General features: G+C 44.0%; 13 protein-coding genes. 4 read left to right on the top strand and 9 right to left on the bottom strand.

Going from position 1 to position 18,490, the window contains the following annotated elements:
* Positions 1-187 precede the first annotated feature (187 nt).
* Positions 188-859, bottom strand: coding sequence for a 2OG-Fe(II) oxygenase (locus tag ACXAGK_RS10190; protein ID WP_474856118.1), 672 nt, complete (start codon positions 857-859; stop codon positions 188-190).
* 407 nt (positions 860-1,266) lie between these two features.
* On the opposite strand from ACXAGK_RS10190, the gene ACXAGK_RS10185 reads away from it, so the two are divergent.
* The 4 genes from ACXAGK_RS10185 (at position 1,267) to ACXAGK_RS10170 (ending at position 7,165) form a co-directional block, all read left to right on the top strand.
* Positions 1,267-2,823, top strand: a complete 1,557-nt coding sequence (locus ACXAGK_RS10185) for a carbon-nitrogen hydrolase family protein (protein ID WP_118495164.1) — start codon at positions 1,267-1,269, stop codon at positions 2,821-2,823.
* 206 nt (positions 2,824-3,029) lie between these two features.
* Entirely contained in the window at positions 3,030-3,836 is an 807-nt protein-coding gene (locus tag ACXAGK_RS10180; RefSeq protein ID WP_474856116.1) for a hypothetical protein, read from the top strand.
* A 157-nt stretch (positions 3,837-3,993) separates the two neighbouring features.
* Positions 3,994-4,752, top strand: a complete 759-nt coding sequence (gene rluF / locus ACXAGK_RS10175; protein ID WP_474856114.1) for a 23S rRNA pseudouridine(2604) synthase RluF — start codon at positions 3,994-3,996, stop codon at positions 4,750-4,752.
* A gap of 49 nt (positions 4,753-4,801) precedes the next feature.
* Positions 4,802-7,165, top strand: a complete 2,364-nt coding sequence (locus ACXAGK_RS10170) for a diguanylate cyclase domain-containing protein (RefSeq protein WP_474856112.1) — start codon at positions 4,802-4,804, stop codon at positions 7,163-7,165.
* A 95-nt stretch (positions 7,166-7,260) separates the two neighbouring features.
* On the opposite strand, the gene rpsO is transcribed toward ACXAGK_RS10170, so the two are convergent.
* The 8 genes from rpsO to ACXAGK_RS10130 all read right to left on the bottom strand — a co-directional run bounded on the left by rpsO (position 7,261) and on the right by ACXAGK_RS10130 (position 18,416).
* Entirely contained in the window at positions 7,261-7,530 is a 270-nt protein-coding gene (gene rpsO, locus ACXAGK_RS10165) for a 30S ribosomal protein S15 (RefSeq protein ID WP_012518257.1), read from the bottom strand.
* 123 nt (positions 7,531-7,653) lie between these two features.
* Positions 7,654-8,625, bottom strand: coding sequence for a tRNA pseudouridine(55) synthase TruB (gene truB / locus ACXAGK_RS10160; protein WP_474856110.1), 972 nt, complete (start codon positions 8,623-8,625; stop codon positions 7,654-7,656).
* Complete coding sequence (gene rbfA / locus ACXAGK_RS10155) at positions 8,626-9,027, bottom strand: 30S ribosome-binding factor RbfA (RefSeq protein WP_118495169.1); 402 nt, start codon at positions 9,025-9,027, stop codon at positions 8,626-8,628. It abuts the gene before it with no gap.
* Positions 9,028-9,140: 113 nt separating this feature from the next.
* Positions 9,141-11,747, bottom strand: coding sequence for a translation initiation factor IF-2 (infB, locus tag ACXAGK_RS10150; RefSeq protein WP_474856108.1), 2,607 nt, complete (start codon positions 11,745-11,747; stop codon positions 9,141-9,143).
* A gap of 24 nt (positions 11,748-11,771) precedes the next feature.
* Positions 11,772-13,268: a transcription termination factor NusA gene (nusA, locus tag ACXAGK_RS10145; RefSeq protein ID WP_474807202.1), complete on the bottom strand. Its 1,497-nt coding sequence runs from the start codon at positions 13,266-13,268 to the stop codon at positions 11,772-11,774.
* A gap of 45 nt (positions 13,269-13,313) precedes the next feature.
* Positions 13,314-13,772, bottom strand: a complete 459-nt coding sequence (gene rimP / locus ACXAGK_RS10140) for a ribosome maturation factor RimP (RefSeq protein ID WP_474856106.1) — start codon at positions 13,770-13,772, stop codon at positions 13,314-13,316.
* Between the two features lie 301 nt (positions 13,773-14,073).
* Positions 14,074-15,075 (bottom strand): response regulator, encoded by a 1,002-nt coding sequence (locus tag ACXAGK_RS10135; protein ID WP_474856104.1) that lies wholly within the window; start codon positions 15,073-15,075, stop codon positions 14,074-14,076.
* 14 nt (positions 15,076-15,089) lie between these two features.
* Positions 15,090-18,416 carry an MHYT domain-containing protein gene (locus ACXAGK_RS10130; protein ID WP_474856102.1) on the bottom strand — a complete coding sequence of 1,109 codons (3,327 nt, stop codon included), beginning with the start codon at positions 18,414-18,416 and terminating at the stop codon, positions 15,090-15,092.
* Positions 18,417-18,490 lie beyond the last annotated feature (74 nt).

The raw sequence follows: 18,490 nt of genomic DNA, 5'->3' as shown, positions 1-18,490 counted from the left end.
AATAGCGTCAAGACGGCCTATTGTGGACAACACTATGCTATCGTTGTGAAGTTGCCATCAAATACAAAGCCTGTTTACTAATCACTAAGCTTTACGGACTACTCGAACTACTCGAATTTCAAGTACGGTTTTATCACAACAGATATATAGCAAATTCATATTATACATAAGTATGAGTTTTTGGATACTAGCGCGGTGGGTCGATGCTGTCATTAACACTACCGTTTACTCTGTACCATCCCGCAACAGAATGGCGCTTTCTTACTGCTGGCAAAACTTCATGAGGGAATGCTTCACTAAGAAACACAACGAATGTTCCTTTTGCTGGTAGGACTTTTGTTCCTATTTGGTCATTGTCATCCGAATACAGCACTAATTCACCGCCATCAGTCTCCTGCCAGCTTTCGTTTAGATAAGCAACAAGTGATAGCACCCTATTGCCCTGACCTTTAAACGCATCTACATGGCGCTTGTAAAATTTACCCGGTTCATAACAAGCAAAATGACTTTCAAACGAAAAAAGCCCCATAAAAAGCGAACGGTTTATATATTGCTGCATAGCTTCACACCATGACAGCCACAGTGCTCCTTCCTCAGAAGAACCGGTAATCCAGCAAATTTCGTCCCCTCTCACTTTTTCAGCCTTGTGATAATTCTCTGCGCGACCAATGCCCGCTTTTCTATATTCAGCTTCGGAGATTTTACGCTGGCAAGTCAAAAGTGCTTGTGTAATAAAATCAGGTAAACCATTCTTTTGAATAGAAAAGCCTGTAGTGACTAAGTCGTCAACGATGTTTTCAAATATGGCTTCATCAAAAACGTGTAGAGGCTGATACGACGCAAGTTGTTCTCTATTCATCAAACTCTTTTTACCTATGGGCAATTAACTAATCGTTAAATTATTAGGAAGGTGTGGACGTAAAAAAAAGTAGCGAACTTATACGCGGCGTTGAGCCTTGTGGCAATTGAAAGATCGCACATTCTTCGCGCTATTTTTTTGTCGATAAAAGAAAAATTATTTATCGTTTGGGTGGCTAAAGAATTCGCACGTTTCTTGCTAATCTTTTATATCAGTGTACGAGTATGCTCCGCTAAAGAGAGCTCCCCCTTCAATTGTTATCTTCGCCTTTACCGAAAGAACACGAGGACTACATTTAACAGTTGAAAAAACCATTACAAGGCGTTTAAGTAGAAATATACACACTGTACGTATCAAAAATATTTGTCAGAAGTATTTATCAAAAGCATTAGCAAAAAGAGTAACCCATGAGTCAAGACCAGACACAAATAGAAGAAACGGAACACCATCTAGACTTAAGAAACTTAAGACTGGACGACTATAACGATGTAAAAGGGTTGATGGACAAGGTATACGCAAACGTTGGCGGCGCTTGGCCTTACTCTAACTACAAAGCACAAGTCACCACGTTTCCTGAAGGACAGATATGTATTGAAGATAAAGGCAAAGTGGTTGCCTTCGCCATTTCAGTCATTGTCGATTACGACCAGTTTGGTGATAAGCATAGTTACGATGAAATAACCGGTGATGCCTATCTCACAACTCACGATCCAAACGGTGATGTGCTTTACGGCGTAGAAGTTATTGTTTGCCCAGAATACCGCGGTCTTCGTTTGGGTAGACGGCTATACGAAGCACGAAAAGAGTTGTGTAGAAACTTAAATTTAAAATCAATTATGGCTGGGGGTCGCATTCCCAATTATAGAAACTATGCCAATGAATTGTCGCCTTATGAGTATATCGAGCAAGTAAAACTAAAGGATATTTACGACCCGATTTTAACGTTTCAACTATCAAACGGCTTTGAAGTAAAGCAAGTAATGACCGCCTACCTTCCTGAAGATGAAGCATCAAAGGGTTATGCCACATTACTTCAATGGCATAACATTTACTACGAGCCAGGCACACCTTCGTTAATCGCCAGCAGAAAATCGAGTGCGCGCATAGGATGTATTCAGTGGCAGATGCGCTATTTCAACAATGTAGAAGAGTTGCTTCAGCAGGTTGAATACTTCGTTGACGCACTTTCTGACTATTCGTGCGATGTGGCCTTATTCCCTGAGTTTTTCAACGCGCCGCTTATGGGCCTAAGTCCGTCCGATTCATCGATTGACGCCATTTGGCACTTAGCCACCTATACCGATGAAATTTTAACTGCCGTCTCTCATTTAGCCGTATCGTACAATATTACGATTATTGCCGGATCTATGCCGGTGGTAGAAGAGGAACAGCTGTATAACGTTAGCTACATATGTAAGCGAGACGGAACGATTGAAAGCCAATACAAACTTCATCCAACCCCTCATGAAAAAGAAGACTGGATTATGAAGGGTGGAAATAGTCTTAAGACTTTTGATACCGATTTCGGGAAAATCGGCGTTTTAATTTGTTACGACGTGGAATTTCCAGAACTGGCGCGCATTCTTTCTGACCAAGAGATGCAGATTTTATTTGTGCCATTTTGGACAGACACAAAAAATGGTTATTTACGCGTTCGCCGCTGTGCACAGGCAAGGGCTATCGAGAATGAATGTTATGTAGCTATTGCGGGTAGCGTCGGTAATTTGCCTAAGGTAGATAACGTGGATATTCAGTATGGTCAGACTGCGGTATTTTCACCCAGTGATTTCGCGTTCCCCCATGATGCCATAGTGTCTGAGACGACACCCAATACAGAGATGACGCTTATCGTGGACTTAGATCTCGACAAGCTCACTAAGCTGCAAAATGAGGGCTCGGTGCGAAATTACCTAGACCGACGCCGTGATCTTTATCGGGTTGAATGGATTGGCGATAAAAACTAACCCTGTTTCTATCAATGAAAAATGCTGGGGTAAGACAAATTCCAGCTTCTTTGGCTTATGAAAAGTTAGCATTCTACATAAGCCATAGAATTTACTTCGATTTAGCGATAACATGAAACTGCGCGCAAAGAATAATGGGCTCTCTTTAAGATAAAACGTTTTAACGTCATCAAGAGAGCGCTACATAAAGAGATTATTAATTTACTATGGCAAATAATTCGAAAAACGACGAGTTTCCAACCATTAGATTGGATGAAGAAGACCGTCGAGATTATCAGACTAAAAGGCAAGCGGCCCCGACAAAGGCGACCACGCCCTCACCTTCTCCTTCAACTAACCGCCAGCCTTCAAATAGTAGTGGCGGTAACGGAGTCTGGGTTGTTTTAGTTGCCTTAATTGCCTTAGCGGCATGTGGTGGTTGTTACTATTTGTACACTATGCTTGAGCAACAAAAGGCTGTGGCTGAGCAAGCCGAAAAGCGCATTATGCAGTTAGAAAATAAGCTTTCTGCGACAGGCGAGGAAATCGGCGAATCGACGGTTGCCTTACAAGTCAAAGTTACCGAATTGTCGAACAAGACTAACGAATTGTGGGAGCAAATGGACAAGCTTTGGGCTTCAGCATGGCGTCGCAATCAAAAGGAAATCGCTGACCTTGGCGAACGTGTTAGCAATGTTCAAACTGCACTGAATAAAAATGTCAGCGCCGTTTCTGACGACGTAAAAAGCCAAGCTGCTGCAATCGGTTCTGTTAAAAATCAGCTGGCATCATTGGCTGATGAGCTACTTGCTGTAAATGTTCAACTAGAACAAGCAACAAGCGATAAACAAAGCGCTCAGCAGCGTGTGCGTAATCTTACCGATAAACTGTCAGTATTGGAGCAGCGCAACACAACGTTATCTGGACGCATTACCAGTCTAGAAAACGAGATCCGCGACATCGCCACAAAAGTAGTATCAAGTGGCAGTGCCAGTGGTGGTGCGGGCTCACCTCCCTCACCTGCTGGCAGTTAAATTACCCTCCATTGTTTGGCGTGTTGTTTTCAAGACAAACAGTACGACATAGCAATACCAGATAAATACAGAAAAAAGAAAGGGGTTAATCGCCCCTTTCTTTTTTGTCGTGATACCATTACCGCCTTCGACGAAATAAGACAGGACATACTGCGCAATGAGTGACCAAGCGCCTAAACGTTTAAATAAATATATTAGTGACACAGGCCTATGTTCGCGCCGAGAAGCGGATAAACTCATTGAGCAAAAGCGCGTTACGGTAAATAACAAACCACCAGAGCTTGGCACTAAAATTGGTGCCGGCGATATTGTCAAAGTTGATGGCAAGGTGGTAGGTGCGGTAGCGAAGGACAAATCAGATAGGGTTTATATTGTATACAACAAACCTATAGGCATAACCTGTACTACCGAACGCCATGTTAAAGGCAATATTATTGACGCTATCGGTCATAAAGCACGTATATTTCCCGTAGGTAGGCTTGATAAGCCTTCTGAAGGACTCATCATACTCACCAGCGATGGCGATATCGTAAATAAAATTTTGCGCGCTGAAAATGCCCACGACAAAGAGTATGAAGTAACGGTTAACCAGCCTATTAGTGAACGGTTTGTGAAGCGTATGTCGCGCGGCGTGCCTATTTTAGGCACAGTGACAAAGCCTTGTGTAGTCAAACCAACCGGCAAAAACAAATTCACTATTATTCTTACCCAGGGGCTTAATCGCCAAATACGCAGAATGTGTGAATTCTTAGGCTATGAGGTGACTAAACTTAAACGCACACGCATTATGCATTTAGAGCTCGGGTCACTAAAACCAGGGCAATGGCGAAACTTAACAGCTCAAGAATTAAAAACGATGCAAAACGCCGTTCGCTCATCATCCAAAACAGCAGAGAAAGTAGAGTTGCGTAAATAGGTGAAACTACTACATTTAGTAGTAATATTGAATTTAGCATTATTACGTTTTGGAACACGGACATTATCATTTTTTTTCAGTAGCAGATTTTCCTCCTAATACTGAAATCCTAGCTACCTACGATGTATTTTTCGTACTGGTTTCCGTTCTTATTGCCATATCAGCATCGCTAATTTCTTTCGTGCTTGCGGCTAAGATGGCGCAAACGGAAATGCAAAACGAGCGGGCTTTTTGGTCGCTGGCATCTGCATGCTTTTTGGGCTTTGGAATCTGGTCCATGCACTTTGTTGGCATGCTTGCTTATCAACTTCCGCTTGTGGTCTCTTACGACCCTTTTATTACTCTGCTATCTGTATTCCCTGCGATCCTCGCAAGCATTGTTGTTATGGGCAAATTGCCTTACAAGGCAAATGCGCTATGGCTTCGCAGTATTTATATGGGGGTCGGCATAGGCAGTATGCACTACATCGGCATGCTGGCGATGCAGATGGACGCCGCTATGGCTTACAATGGTTGGTATTTCTCCCTTTCGATTGTGGTTGCTGTGGGATTGGCCGGCATTGCATTAAAAACCCATGAATATGTGACTACTGCGCAGCTTCGCATTACAAAGCAAATAGTACCAGCAATCATCATGGGGTCCGCTATTTCCGGCATGCACTATACCGGAATGCTGTCTATGCATGTCTATGCCCTTCCAGAGACTAAAATACTGCAAGAGCCTGAAACCAAGAACCTAGTTTATTTAGTCATGCTAATGGTCATGCTATTTGCATTTGCTATCTTGGTATTTATTGAACTTCGCACACGAACTTTATTGCTTGAGCGATACAACGCCGTATTAAACACCGTACAAGATGGCGTTATCACCTTCGATAATTCGGGCTTGGTCGAGTTTGCAAATCCTGTGGCGTTAAACATGTTCGGCTTGAGTGACCTTACCCTTACCACGCAGTCGGTGCATATAAGAGAACTTATTAGTCCTTCTGAACATACTAGTGAATCACTAATTGTTAGCTTAAAGAAAGGGGCAAATAACAGCGTTGCGCATAGCGCCCCATTTACGTTAGACGGCATAAGAAAAAATGGCAAAGTGTTTCCTCTTTCTCTGAAAGTTAAACAGTTGCCGGGAAACCATGTCGCTTATATGTGTACGATTAAAGACCTATCGGATGTAAAAAACCAAGAAGTCTTTGCGCAAACCGTGTTTGACGCCCTGCCCAATATGTTGCTAGTAAAAAACGCTAAGACCCTTTCTATTACGCATGTTAACGATGCAGGAAGTGAGCTATTGGGTATTGATAAAGCATCGTTAATTGGGCTGTCTGATTTTGATATATTTGAAGAAAAAGAAGCTAAGGCATTTGTTAGTGATGATAAGCAATTACTGTTAAGTTCCAAGAAGCAAAACGCCCATGAATACCGACTTAATATTGGCGGCAAAGTGCGCTACTTGCACACAAAAAAAATAGTCATAGGTGATAGTTACGGTGACGCACAGTTTATTTTATCCCTTTCTGAAGATGTAACTAAATGGCGTGAAACCCAGTACGAACTTAAGACGCTTAATCACAGAATGTCTATGGCTGCGGACGCTGCTCGTATTGGAGTATGGGAATGGGACATCCGAACTAACCTTCTTATTTGGGACGAGTGGATGCACAAAATTTACAATATATCCCAAAATCGTTTTAGTGGCCTTTTTAGTGATTGGGAAAACACCGTCCATACTAGTGATATCGATGGCGTAAAGAAAAAAATTGAGAAGGCGGTATTAGAAAAATCCTCTTTCGAAGCAACGTATAGAATTAAAACCTTAAATGAGCAGTATCGTCACGTCAAAGCATACGGCCGCGTTGAAGGTAGTAAGATGTTCGGTATTAACGTTGATATTACTGATCAAATAGAAGCCGAGCAAAAAATTAAAAAGCTTGCTAATAGCGACACACTTACCGGACTTGCTAATAGACGAGCTTTATCTACTTATATGCGCAATGAACTTCCCAGGCTAGAAAGAAACGCAAAATTTTGTACCCTATTTTATCTCGATCTAAACCGTTTCAAACCAATCAACGATGAATATGGTCATGCCCTAGGTGATGAAGTACTTGTAGAGCTTGCACAAAGACTAAAAGCCTTATGTCGCTCATACGATATTGCTGCGCGTGTTGGTGGTGATGAGTTTATTGTCGTCGTCACTGAACTTAGTAAAGAATACGATATAGGGCGGATAACGACGCGGCTATTTAAGACACTGACTCAGCCTATTACTACCACTCAAGGGACATTCAACATAGGGGTAAGTATTGGGCATGCAAGCTATCCATCAGAGGGAAAAATGTTAGAAGAACTTATTCATATTGCCGATGAAAGGATGTATGAAGATAAGAAGCAACGTTCAAAGGAAAGTTGAAATTGCAGATTAGCCTAGTTCGAAGGAGAGTATCTCTTAAGTAAAAAACGGATGAAAAAAAAGCGCCCAATGGGCGCTTTTCTTGAAACCTAGTCTTATCGACGTAGACCTAGACGCTTGATTAGGTCAAGGTAACGCTCAGCGTTCTTGCCTTTAAGGTAGTCTAGAAGCTTACGACGTTGGCTAACCATACGTAGAAGACCACGACGAGAGTGGTGATCTTTCTTATGATCAGCAAAGTGACCTTGAAGCTTGTTGATGTTGTGAGTAAGCAAAGCTACTTGAACTTCTGGTGAACCAGTGTCGCCTTCTTTTACGCCGTACTCAGCAATGATTTTCGCGGTTTCTGCTTTAGTTAGTGACATATCATTCTCCTAAAATTTATGCTTCGCCGATCACTAATTCAGCAAAGCGGAATGAGCGCAGTATTATAATGACGTTTACACACTTAGCAAGCCATAAACCATCTTTATTTACAGACGCCACGTCTATGGATAAACAACCCGACGCTTAGGGTTAACAAACACTTCTTGTTTAGGTATGCCTTGATCTTTTGGGTCAAGCACCCCTTCTCCAACGCCAAGGAAAATACCATTTGTATCCACGCCGTGGTAAACCCGGTAGGATGTCCCTTCACAAAGTGCTTCACTGCACATGCCTTTAACCGATTGCCCATTGTCAAAGCGATTTCTTTCGGCGTCGTTAATTGTCACAAACGGTAGACGACTTACAGCGGTATCCATAGGAATAAGCAAGTCATCAAGCGCTTTGAAGTCACCGTCTTCTAGCGACTCCTGAATTTCAATTAACTTATCCAGCGACACCATTTTATCCGTAGGATAGTCAGCAACTTCGGTGCGATGTAAGCGGGTCACATAAGCGCCACAACCCAGGTTCTGTCCTAGGTCGTCTACGATAGAGCGAATATAAGTACCTTTGCTACACTTGATGCGCATATCGACATAAGGCAGTTCGATACGCAGTATGTCCAGTTCATACACTTCAATATCACGGGGTTCACGTTCAATCTCTATGCCTTGACGCGCATAATGATAAAGCGGCTTACCTTGATGCTTAAGCGCAGAAAACATAGAAGGGATCTGCTTACTTTTACCTAAAAAAGCTAAGCAAGCATTGCGTACTTGCTCTTCCGTGACTTCAACGGGCTTCTCTTCTACCACTTCACCGTCGGCGTCAGACGTGGTTGTGCGAACGCCAAGTTGTGCCGTAACCTCGTAGGTCTTTTCCGCATCCAAAAGAAACTGTGAAAATTTGGTCGCTTCCCCCAAACACAGCGGCAGCATACCGCTAGCTAGCGGGTCAAGCGCACCTGTATGGCCCGCTTTGGCCGCCTTATATAGCCAGCGTACTTTCTGTAATAGCTGGTTTGATGACCCACCAAGTGGTTTATCAAGCAATACTATGCCGTTAATGTCACGGCCCTTACGACGTCTTGCCATCTACTCCTGCTCTTGTGAATCGTCTTCATCGCGCTTCGACTCATCTTTAGCGATGGTCTGTGACACAAGATTAGAAATACGCATACCTTCAACAATCGACTTATCTTCAAAGAAGTGAAGATCAGGTACTGAGCGCATGCGAATACGTTTTGCAAGAATACTGCGAATGAACTTTTTGTATTCGGCTAGCTGCTTAATTTGCGCTTTGCCTTCTTCTTCAGTGCTGTTGTAGATAGTCACGAAGATTTTAGCGTGAGCTAGGTCGCGCGATACATCTACATCAGAAACCGTGATTAAAGGCATATCGCCTACGCGGTGTTTGTATTCGTTTTGCAGAATGCTCGCTACTTCTTTATGAACTTGCTGAGCGACTCTGTCGGTACGTGAAAATTCACGAGCCATTGTACTCTCCTTTCCTTATTTAACGTAGGGCATGCTTGAGGCTGTTTACTTTATAGAGACAAAAACGGGAGCACTCGGCCCCCGTTTTTCACATGCCGAATTAACTAAGGCAATTAAATTTCGCGTTTAACCTCAACGATTTCGAAGACCTCAATTTGGTCGCCTACTTTCACATCGTTATAGTTCTTAACGCCGATACCACATTCCATACCGTTACGTACTTCTTGTACGTCGTCTTTAAAGCGACGTAGTGATTCTAATTCACCTTCGTAAATTACTACGTTTTCACGAAGTACACGGATTGGGTTGCTACGCTTAACGTTACCTTCTGTAACCATACAGCCTGCAATTGCGCCCAGTTTCGGTGACTTAAATACGTCACGTACTTCGGCAAGACCAATGATTTCCTGCTTAAACTCTGGTGCAAGCATACCGCTCATGGCCGCTTTCACTTCGTCAATTAGGTGGTAGATAACGCTGTAGTAACGTAGGTCAATTTCTTCAGCTTCTAGTACGCGACGCGCTGTTGCATCGGCACGAACGTTAAAGCCTAGTACGATAGCGCCTGATGCAGCCGCAAGGGTCGCGTCAGTTTCGGTGATTCCACCTACACCACTACCTACAATATTAACTTTAACTTCAGAAGTTGAAAGCTTAACCAGTGACTCAGAAATCGCTTCTACAGAGCCCTGTACGTCAGCCTTAAGTACGATGTTAAGTTCGCTAACATCACCTGATTCCATGTTCGCAAACATGTTTTCAAGTTTCGCTTTTTGCTGACGAGCAAGTTTAAGTTCGCGTTTCTTCTGATGGCGCTTCGCTGCTACTTCACGAGCTTTACGTTCGTCTTTAACAACTGCGGCATCTTCACCCGCTACTGGAACACCTGAAAGACCAAGTACTTCTACCGGCGTTGAAGGTCCTGCAACCTTAATTTCTTTACCGTTTTCGTCGCGCATTGCACGAACACGGCCGTACTCTTCACCACAAAGTAGAATGTCACCCGCAAGTAGTTGACCTTCCTGAACGAGTACTGACGCTACCGGACCACGACCTTTGTCGAGGCGAGATTCGATAACAATACCGCGACCAGAACCTTCAGCTACCGCTTTAAGGTCAAGTAGTTCTGCCTGAAGCACGATAGCATCAAGAAGCTCATCCACGCCCATACCCGTTTTCGCAGAAACGTTACAGAACTGGTGTTCACCGCCCCACTCTTCTGAGATAACTTCAAGTTGAGATAGCTCAGTTTTAACGCGGTCTGGATCAGCTGTTTCTTTATCCATTTTGTTCACTGCAACGATAAGAGGTACGCCAGCAGCTCGGGCGTGCTGTACCGCTTCTTTCGTTTGCGGCATTACGCCGTCATCTGCAGCAACAACAAGAATAACGATATCCGTCGCCGTAGCACCACGAGCACGCATTGCAGTAAACGCGGCGTGTCCAGGCGTATCGAGGAAGGTGATTTCACCGTTATCTGTTTGTACTTTGTAAGCACCAATATGCTGAGTAATACCACCCGCTTCACCGTCTGCTACTTTTGCACGGCGAATGTAGTCAAGCAATGATGTTTTACCGTGGTCAACGTGACCCATGATGGTAACAACAGGAGCACGTGTCGATTTCTCGCCATCTGTGCCATCTGCTAGCAACTCATCTTCAAGCGCATTGTCATTTACAAGCTCGTACTTGTGACCCATCTCTTCGATAACAAGTACCGCAGTGTCTTGGTCTAGTACTTGGTTGATGGTAGCCATCTCGCCCATCTTCATCATCGTTTTGATAACTTCGTTAGACTTAATAGCAAGTTTACTTGCCAACTCACCAACTGTGATGGTTGCGCCAAGCTTAACAACGCGCTCTACTGGTGCTGCAGGCTTGTTAAAGCCTTGCTTAAGATGCTCACCAGCGTTTTTCTTAGACTTGCGACGACGACGTGAAGAACGCTCAACCTGCATGTCTTCTTCGTCTTCTGCTTCTTGAGCATAGCGGTTAGAGTGCAAGTGAACTTCTTCAGCTTCTGCTTTCTTACGACGCTCTTCTTCTTCTTTCCAGCGACGCTCGTTTTCTTCAGCAAGTTTACGCGCTTCGTCAGCCGCCTTCTTCGCGTCTTCTTCAAGCTTCTTCTGCGCTTCTTCTTCCTGTGCTTTACGCAGGCGCTCTTCTTCCTGACGCGCTGCTTCTGCTTCCGCTTTTTCAGCTTCAGTTAGCTCTGGCTCGTCTGCTTTACGGGCTTCAGCTTCTTTCTTAGCTTGCTCCGCACGACGTGCACGCTCTTCATCAGCGGCTTTCTTCGCTTCTTCTGCTTTACGCGCTTTTTCTTCAGCGGCTTTCTTTGCTTCTGCTGCTGCTTTCTCTTCTGCTTCGCGCTTCAAACGTGCCTCTTCTTCAAGACGCTTCGCTTCTTCTTCCGCTTGACGTTGTTGTTCTTCAACGTCGCTGCGCTTAACGTATGTGCGCTTCTTGCGTACTTCCACTTTCACTTCTTTAGACTTACCAACACTTAATGTGCTTGTTGTCTTACGCTTAAGTGTCATACGCGTTGGTTCAGCTGCGCTGCCGTGTTGCTTACTTAAATGATCCAATAGTTTCTGTTTCTCGTCTTCGTTTACCTGTTCGCCGGCACTCTTAGAGATACCCGCGTCTTTAAACTGGCCAACCAATCGGTCAACGGTCGTACCAATGTCGCTGGCGAGCTTTTCAATAGATACATCTGCCATTACGTAATTTTCCCCCTGTTGACCTTACTCTTCTTCACTGAACCATACGATATTACGAGCCGCCATGATTAACGCACCGGCTTTCTCTTCGTCTAGTTCATCGATATCACTGATATCATCGGTACCTTGTTCTGCTAATTCTTCCAGGTCGGTAACACCGCGGCTGGCCAACACATAGGCCACGTGTTTACTCATACCTTCAAGATTTAATAAGGCTTCTGTAGGCTCTGCACCTTCAAGCGATTCTTCATTCGCTAGTGCACGCGTGGTTAAGAAAGCACGCGCTCTGTTGCGCAGCTCTTCAACCATTTCTTCATCTAACCCTTCAACCGCTAGAAGCTCACTTGCTGGCACGTACGCCACTTCTTCTAGCGTTGTAAAGCCTTCATCTACCAACACAGACGCAAACTCTTCGTCAATGTCCAAACCAGCAGTAAATAGATCAAGTACCTTCGCGTTTTCTTCTTCGTGCTTCTTGTTGAGGTCTTCAACCGTCATCACGTTAAGTTCCCAGCCTGTTAGCTGGCTAGCTAGGCGAACATTTTGACCACTACGGCCAATTGCCTGTGCTAGATTGTCCGCTTCAACCGCTACGTCCATGCTGTTGCTGTCTTCGTCAACAACAATTGACGCAACCTCAGCGGGAGCCATTGCGTTGATAACGAATTGCGCTGGGTTCTCGTCCCAAAGCACGATATCAACACGTTCACCGCCAAGTTCGCCCGATACAGCTTGTACGCGTGAACCACGCATACCCACACACGCACCCACTGGGTCTAAACGCTTATCGTTAGTTTTAACGGCAATCTTCGCACGTGAACCTGGATCGCGAGCCGCAGATTTAATTTCTAGCGTCTCTTCTGCAATTTCAGGCACTTCTAAGCGGAATAGTTCAACTAGCATGTCTGGGTGAGTACGGCTAATAAATAGCTGTGCACCGCGTGCTTCCGGACGAATAACGTAAAGAAGACCACGTACACGGTCACCTGGACGGAAAGTTTCACGAGGAAGCATATCATCGCGGTAGATAACGCCTTCTGCGTTATTGCCCAAATCAATAATGATATTGTCGCGGTTTACTTTCTTAACCGTACCCGTAACCAGTTCACCCACTTTGTCTTCGTACTCAGCAATCATTTGCTGACGCTCAGCTTCACGCACTTTTTGTACGATAACTTGCTTAGCGGTTTGCGTAGTTATGCGGTCGAATTTGATAGATTCAATCTGTTCTTCCACATAATCGCCAAGTTGTATTTCTGGCTCGTCGATTTGCGCCGCAGAAAACGTAATTTCAGCAAATGGATTTTCTTGCTCTTGATCATCTGGGATAACCAACCAGCGACGGAATGTATCAAAGTCACCAGACGTTCTGTCGATACTTACACGAACTTCAATTTCGCCTTCGTTTTTCTTTTTTGTTGCACTAGCGATCGCAAACTCTAGCGCTTCAAAAATTTTCTCTCTAGGCACTTGTTTTTCATTTGAAACGGCTTCCGCCACTAACAAAATTTCTTTATTCATTTTCGCCTCTCTTATGCTTTCGTCGATGAAAGCAGAGCTGTTCCGTTAATCGAACGTGGGAACAACGTTACCTTTTTCGATATTCGCCACAGCTAACTGGAACTGCTGGCCATCCACTTCAATACTTACGATGCCGTTTTCACACGCAAGTACTTTGCCTTTAAAATTACGTCTGTCGTCCATTGGCATAGACAAACGAACTTGAACCACTTCACCCACAGCCGCAATGTAATGCTTTTCTTTGAAAAGCGGTCTGTCCATACCTGGTGATGACACTTCAAGGTTATATTCAGTGCTAATCGGATCTTCAACGTCCAAAATTGCGCTAACCTGATGACTTACATCTGCACAATCATCTACGGTAATACCGTTTTCATGATCAATAAAAACGCGAAGAATTGAATGCTTCCCCGCTCGTACAAACTCGATACCAACCAATTCAAAGCCCAGTGCTTCTACACCTGGCTCTAGCATTTCGGTTAGTTTCTCTTCAAGTTTTGCCAATGCAAACCTCCAAAAACGAAAAAAGGGCCTAAAGCCCACCTGTCATCACCCGGCTCAGCGAGGCTGACTCCAGGTTTTAATACAACAAAAAGCCCCGGACTAGCGGGGCTTTTATTAAAATTCTGAACCCATACCTGCCAATGTAGGCAGTTGCAAACTTATGGGTAAAACCACCGATAGGTGATAGCTTGCTAATGATAAGTGCGTTACTTTCCTTTAATGAGGGAGCCCGCTCTCATCACTTAATGCGCACATTATACGTATAGGCGGCGCATTAAGCAACAGCGAAAAGACTTAGCGGTTAGTCCTCATCTTTAAACTTGGCTTTTATGTCGAGTATTTTAGGCATAATTTCTATCATCAAATCGACCAGTTTTGGTTCGAAATGCTTTCCCTTTTGGCTTTGAAGAAAATCTACCGTTTTTTCAATACTCCACGCATCTTTATAAGGCCGTTTGCTGGTAAGAGCATCAAACACATCAGCAATGGCACAAATGCGTCCCTCAATAGGAATATCCTCACCGGAAAGTCCGTTAGGGTAACCCGTTCCATCCCATTTCTCATGATGGGTCAATGAAACTGACTTTGCCACTTTGAGCAGTAAAGAATCGCCGCAATCACCGATGATCTCTGCGCCAATTTCTGGATGGTGCTTCATAGTGGCAAATTCTTCATCGGTAAGCTTACCAGGCTTAAGCATGATGCTATCAGCAATACCAATTTTGCCAATGTCGTGCATAGGTGCAGCATGTAGCAAAGTTTCTGCTTGTTTTTCAGTCAGCCCATAAGCTAACGCCAACTCTTTAGCATAATGACTCATGCGCATTACATGCATGCCTGTTTCATTATCCTTGTATTCTGCTGCTCTTCCCAACCGTTGAACGACCTGTAATCGGCTATCTAAAAGCTCATCAGACTGCACTAAACTCAAATGAGTTTTCACCCGTGCTTTCACGATTGCTGGTGATATAGGCTTAGTAATGTAATCCACGGCACCAGCTTCGAACCCCTCAGTTTCTTCATGCTCATCGTTTAACGCCGTAACAAAGATGACAGGGATGTGCTTAGTACTCGACTGCTGCTTAAGTTGACGACAGACTTCAAACCCCGTGAGCCCAGGCATCATGACATCGAGTAATATTAAGTTTGGCTGTCTAGTCTCAGTTAGCTTTAACGCTTCTTCACCGTTTCTTGCGAAAACAAGCTGGTAGTCCGATGCTAAAAGTTGCTTCAAAACCCGTAAATTTACGGGCTCATCATCAACCACTAATAAAGTAGGTTTTTCAATTTCAATCTCTAACATGCCGTGTCTCTGGGCTACTCTAACTCTTGTATTAATGAAGAAATGTGCTCGTGCGCCAATTCAAACTCAAAGTCATCTATATCTAAGAGAATTTGACCAATTTGCTCGTTGTGATTAGAGCACCCTATTTCTTTTAAAAATGACAGCTCCGCTTCATCTACCATATTCTGCTCTACACTATTGAGCATAGCTTTCAGGTGACTAAGGAGCAAAGCATTGTCTATACTTTCATTAATTGCATTTTCTGCATATAAAGGCGATTCGCTTAGCATCAACTCTATCTTTTCTAAAGCGTCGCGAAGCTGATTAACTTGTTCAATATCGATGATCGATTTCAGCGCCTGCGCCTCTATCTCTTTAGTGATACGGAAGAAAGTAGTTAGACATAGGTTACCCGACGTTCCTTTTAAGCCATGAGAAAGCGACGCTACCGTTTTAAAGTCTTCTCTAATAGCTGCGTTCATCAACTCATCGACCTTTTCTCTACTTGTTGAAGTGAATTTATCCACTTCTTGCAATACCGTCTCTACACTTCCCCACAGACCAACCGCTTTCTTTAAATCTAAGGTAGCTTTATCGGCTTTAAACGCTGATTCTGAGTCATTTTCTATAGGCGTGTCGGCGGCAACAAAGGTATCGAGTTTAAGAACCCGCGCCACTTCTTCCATAAGTAAGCCAAAGTCCACCGGCTTGTTTGCAAACCCTTCCATACCGGCTTGTTGCGCCGCATGCTTATCCTGCACCAAAACACTCGCAGTCAGCGCAATAATAGGCGTTGGGGGTAACTGATGTTCTCTCTCAAACTTACGTCGTTGCTTTGCGGCCTCTAACCCGTCTAGATTGGGCATTTGCAAATCCATTAAAACGACGTCAAATGAAGCTGACTCCATTTTTTCTAACGCTTGAACACCATCGGTAGCAGTATCTACCTGATGTCCTGCTCGAGTAAGGAGCAATGACAAAAGCTCTACATTTTGTTGTACATCATCAACCACTAATACATTTAACGTTGATTGAAGTTGGGTTGAAGTCGATTCTAAAGTATCAGGTGTGTAGTCACTGACTTCAACCGCTTCTAGCGGCAACCTAAAGGTAAAGGTACTTCCTTTGCCTTTTTCACTGGTAACACAGATGTTTCCGCCCATAAGTTCAACAAGCTGTTTAGAAATAGTGGTTCCCAGGCCAGTACCGCCATATTTTCTACTCATCGACGCGTCCGCTTGCGAGAACGGGTCGAAAACGCGCTCCACTTGTTCTTGCGTCATACCAATGCCGGTATCTGACACGCTAAAATAGACAAACTTTTCGTCACCTCTCACATTAATCGACACCTCACCTTCATGAGTGAACTTAACGGCATTGCCAATAAGGTTATTAAGCACTTGCCGCATGCGCTCTGGCACACCTCTGTAACCAGTTGCCACCGAAGAATCGACATTTAGGACTAGCCCAACCTTTTTACGCTTCGCTTCTAACCAAAACGTAGAAACAACCAAATCTAATTCTTCTCGAATAAGAAAGTCGCGATAATCTAAGTCAAGCTTCCCCTTATCTAACTTTGCGCTATCCAGTATGTCGTTGAGAAGGTGCAGCAGTGAACGGGCAGAACGGTTTATCGTAGTTAGGTGAGATTTCTGCTCTTCACGCAAGGACTCCCCTAACATTAAGTCGCTAAAACCAATAATCGCGTTCATAGGCGTACGAATCTCGTGACTCATATTTGCAAGGAATGCTGTACGTGCTGCAGCCGCTTGTTCAGCTTTGTCTTTCGCAGCTTTTAACTCATCTTCCATTACCCGCCTTTGGGTAATATCTGATATAAAACCGTCGACATACAGGATATTGCCATTATCGTCTTTTACGTGAGTACCATGCTCTGTTACCCACTTTACTTCCCCTGATTTAGCTATAATGCGATATTCATAAGAAAATACATCTTGTTCAGTATTGATTTTAGAGAGTCGTTCAAGGTCATCAGGATGATAAAGGTCTATAAACGAACGTTTCGGCTCTGGTAAAACAAAGTCGCTCGCCGGATAACCGGTAACTTCTAGCACAGCATCACTTACGAAAACCATAGGCCAGCCTGGCATATTTAAACATCGATAGGCCATACCCGGGATATTCGAGATTAAACTTCTAAACTTAGCCTCACTTTCACGCAACGCATCTTCCATCTCTTTGCGTTTTCGAAGGTCTGAAGCAAAAAAAACAAATACGGGCTTACCTTCTATTTTGGTGTAGCCAACGCCTAGACGAGCCGGAATTCGTTCCCCGCCCTTACGGATTATCTCAACTTCCCTTCCGGTACCGATAATTTGTTCAGTTGGCACAACGCGTTGGCTAAAAAAGTCATCGTTATATACATGCCGTCTTTCAGGCGGAACCATCTCAATGGCTTTCATTCCTACAATTTCTTGCTGGGTATAACCATAAATTTGCTCTACAGCAGGGTTCGCTGTTTTAACAATTCCTTTATCATCTACGGTCAGGATGGCATCGACAGCAGTATCAGTGATGGCGCTTTGAATTCGTTCACTTTCTATTGCGCGCAACATTACATCGCGATATTTAAATAAAAGGCTAATCCCCAATACCATGGTAATTAGCACTAGTGTTACGATAGCAATAGAAATAGCTAGATAGACGGCGATATTTGACGACTGACCGGACGTTTCCATACCCGGTGGTAAAACAAATCTTGCCGCAGCCATACCAGTATAGTGCATACCCGCAATAGCCAATCCCATAACAGTGCTTGCGAGCACAGCGTGCTTACCCAATAACTTTCTACTTTTGGTTGCGGCAGTAATCCCAAACTTAATCCATAGCGACAGCATAGCTAAACAAACAGCAACTACGATAGAAAGTGCAAATACACCAAGGTCATAGCGAAGAAGCGGCGCCATCTCCATTGCAGCCATACCACTATAATGCATGGTGCCTATCCCAGCTCCCATCAATACGCCACCTAAAATTACTTCAGCAACGCTTATACGGGTTTTGATCAAAAGATTCAGCGCTACCCAAGCTGCAGCTACGCCCGGAATTGCCGAAAGTGCAGTTATCAAGGGGTCGTAATCGATAGGTAAACACAAGTCAAAGGCGGTCATGCCTAAAAAATGCATTGACCAAATACCGCCCCCTAGGGCTATGCTACCTGTACTAAGTAAAATACTGCGTCTTAGCTTGTCATCAGTGACGGCTGCTTGCCCTGCAACGTTAAACGCCATGAATGAAGCAAAAATAGCGACTAATAAAGACAGGACAACAAGGGGAAAGTGATAAGCGCCTTCAATTAACGCGGCGTGTTCATCAAACGTAAAAAAGCGAGCAATCATGGCGCGGCCAAACTACCTATAAGTTTAATTATTCAATGGTGGCATGACTTTAACTTAGCATACATAGGCTATGT

This window comes from Alteromonas sp. ABM1_013 (assembly GCF_056160505.1).
Note: the sequence above shows the minus strand (reverse complement) of the source record. Positions and strands in the feature narration are given on the sequence as shown.